Origin of the sequence: Mesorhizobium sp. M7A.F.Ca.CA.002.15.2.1 (assembly GCF_003998715.1) — a bacterium.
Taxonomy (GTDB): domain Bacteria; phylum Pseudomonadota; class Alphaproteobacteria; order Rhizobiales; family Rhizobiaceae; genus Mesorhizobium; species Mesorhizobium ciceri.
In genome coordinates this window covers 1-2,669 of record NZ_RZPI01000726.1, presented here as the reverse complement: position 1 = coordinate 2,669, position 2,669 = coordinate 1, and the positions used below count along the sequence as shown (strand labels likewise).

Annotated in this window: 3 protein-coding genes; all 3 read right to left on the bottom strand. The window is 64.4% G+C overall.

Translation table 11 applies throughout. The features are described from left to right. Positions 1-940: heme lyase CcmF/NrfE family subunit (locus ENZ74_RS28265; RefSeq protein WP_164761268.1), on the bottom strand; the 940-nt coding region annotated here is incomplete at its 3' end. A 32-nt stretch (positions 941-972) separates the two neighbouring features. After that, complete coding sequence (gene ccmE / locus ENZ74_RS28260; protein WP_013532635.1) at positions 973-1,416, bottom strand: cytochrome c maturation protein CcmE; 444 nt, start codon at positions 1,414-1,416, stop codon at positions 973-975. 8 nt (positions 1,417-1,424) lie between these two features. Further along, positions 1,425-2,564 (bottom strand): c-type cytochrome biogenesis protein CcmI, encoded by a 1,140-nt coding sequence (gene ccmI / locus ENZ74_RS28255; RefSeq protein WP_013532636.1) that lies wholly within the window; start codon positions 2,562-2,564, stop codon positions 1,425-1,427. Positions 2,565-2,669: the final 105 nt, after the last annotated feature.

The window sequence follows — 2,669 nt, the reverse complement described above, 5'->3', positions numbered from 1 at the left end:
GGATAAACACGCCCCGGGTCGGATCGGTTGCAAAGGCATGCACCGAGGTCAGCACGCCCGAACGCACGAGGAAGGTGCCGAGCAGCGACAGCGAAAAGGTCAGGATGGCGAGCAGCAGCGTCCAGATCTTCAGCGCCGAGCGCTTTTCCATGACAATGGCCGAATGGAGCAGCGCGGTGCCCGCCAGCCACGGCATGAAAGACGCGTTCTCGACTGGATCCCAGAACCAGAAACCGCCCCAGCCAAGTTCATAATAGGCCCAGTACGATCCCATGGCGATGCCGCCGGTCAGGAACATCCAGGCGACCAGCGTCCACGGCCGCACCCAGCGCGCCCAGGACGCGTCGATGCGGCCTTCGATGAGAGCGGCGACCGAGAAGGAAAAACAGATCGAGAAGCCGACATAGCCGAGATAGAGGAACGGCGGGTGGATGGCGAGGCCGAGATCCTGCAGGATCGGGTTGAGATCGCGGCCTTCGATCGGCGCCGGGTTGAGCCGGATGAACGGATTGGACGTCGCCAGGATGAACAGGAAGAAGGCGGCGCCGATGGCGCCTTGCACCGCAAGCACATTGGCGCGCAGCGTCGCCGGCAGGTTGGAGCCGAAAGCGGCGACGAGTGCGCCGAAGAAGGTCAGGATCAACACCCAAAGCAGCATCGAGCCTTCATGATTGCCCCAGGTTCCGGTGATCTTGTAGATCAACGGCTGCAAGGAATGCGAGTTTTCCCACACGCCTGCCACCGAGAAATCGGAGCTCGCATAGGCACTCGCCAGCGCTGCGAAAGACAGCGCCGTCAAGGCGAAGCCGGTCACCGCGACCGGACCCCCGACGGCCATCAGGCGCTGGTTGTTCAGGCGTGCGCCAAACAGCGGCACGAGCGTCTGCACCAGCGAAAGCGCAAACGCCAGGACGAGGGCGAAATGTCCGGTTTCAACCATGCCCGTGATCCACTGTCGCTCTCCTGCCGGAGCTATTCACTCTTGCTCTCCTGCCACACGCCCTTGGCCTTGAGGCCGTCCGCAACCTCCTTGGGCATATAGCGCTCATCATGCTTGGCCAGCACGCTATCGGCAACAAAAACCCCGTCCGGGCCGAAACTACCCTCGGTGATGACGCCCTGCTCTTCGCGGAAAAGGTCGGGCAGGATGCCGGTATAGGTGACCTTGACCGATTTGTGCGTGTCGGTGACCGAAAAGCCGACCGTGGCCCCCTGCCCGCGCTGGATCGTGCCTTTTTCGACCAATCCACCCAACCGGATGCGCTGGCCAGGCTGGACGCTTGCCGTGGTGAGATCGGCCGGCATGTAGAAATAGGAGGCCTTCTGGCCAAGCGCGTAGAAAGTCAGCCCGGTCGCGGCACCCAGGAAGACCAGGCCGCCCGCGATCACCGACAATCGTTTCTGCTTGCGCGTCATGTCTTGTTCTACTCCGTCGCCGCAAGCCCAAGCGAAGCGGCAAAGGCGGTGAACTTCTTCGCCTGGTCACTGTCGGCCCCAAAGACGGCAATGGCGCGACCGAGCGCCTCACGCGCCTGATCGGCCTTGCCAAGCACGACATAGGAACGAACGAGCCGCATCCATCCTTCCGGGTCGTGCGGATTTTGCCGCAGTTTGTCGTCAAGGCCGGCAACCATGGTGTTGATCATGGCTTCCCGATCCTGCGGCGACATCGAGGATGCGGCGTCGATATCGCCGGCATCGGGGCCGTTGGCGGCGTCGCCAGAAGCCACTTCGGGGTTGCCGGACTTGGCCAGCGCCTGCTCGACGGCACCGCGCCATGGCGAGTCCGGCGGCAATCTGCCCAGCATCGCCTGCCATGCCGTGGTCGCTTCCTTGGCGCGACCCTCCTGCGCCAACGCCATGGCCAGGTAGAAACTGGCCTTCGCATTGGCCGGATCGAGCTTCAGGGCTGCCTCGAAAGCATCCTGGGCATCGGCCGAGACAATGCCGCCTGCCGCGCCGGCGATCGCCTCTCCGAGACCGGCCTGGCGAACGGCGCTGTCGCCATCAAGCCGAATGGCGTTGCGATAGGCATCCGCCGCGTCGGAAAAGCGCTGCATGCGCAGATAGACCGGGGCAAGCACGTCCCAGCCCCTGCCATCGGTGGGATTGGCGGCCAGATGGGCTTCGGCCCGCGCCACCAGTTCGTCGACCGAACTGTCGGCGGGATTCTTGGCCAACCGCTCGCTGAGCGGTTGTGACGGCAGGTCGGGAGAGCCAAGCTTGACATAGAGCCCCCAACTGACCAGCGGCACCGCCAGCACGGCTACGGTTGCCACCAGCCTTGCGGTGGCCGGCGCTCGGCCCGCGTTTGCGCCACCGGCGGTACCCGCATTGTCAAGGCGAAGGATGCGGCGAGCGATCTCGGCGCGGGCTTCGGCCGCTTCGGCCGGCTGGATCAAGCCACGCGCGGCGTCGCGGTCAAGCTCGGACAGTTGGTCGCGATAGACTTCGAGATCATGTTCGCCGCTCGACGACGCGCCCTTCGCGCTGGCGGCCAGCGGCAACAGCACCGCCAGGCTTGCACCCAGCGTGAGAATGGCGGCTATGACCCAGAACAGCATGGTTCTTCCAATAACGGCAGAGCTCTGCCGTGCCAACAGATGCATGCTGCGACGCTTTGACGACGCCAGCCGCCAATCGTCGGCAGACGGTCGTCAGGTCAGCGG

What these genes read in the sequence shown, in the direction of transcription:
- ccmE (WP_013532635.1), bottom strand. Translation starts at nt 1,416, where the DNA reads ATGACGCGCAAGCAGAAACGATTGTCGGTGATCGCGGGCGGCCTGGTC.
- ccmI (WP_013532636.1), bottom strand. Translation starts at nt 2,564, where the DNA reads ATGCTGTTCTGGGTCATAGCCGCCATTCTCACGCTGGGTGCAAGCCTG.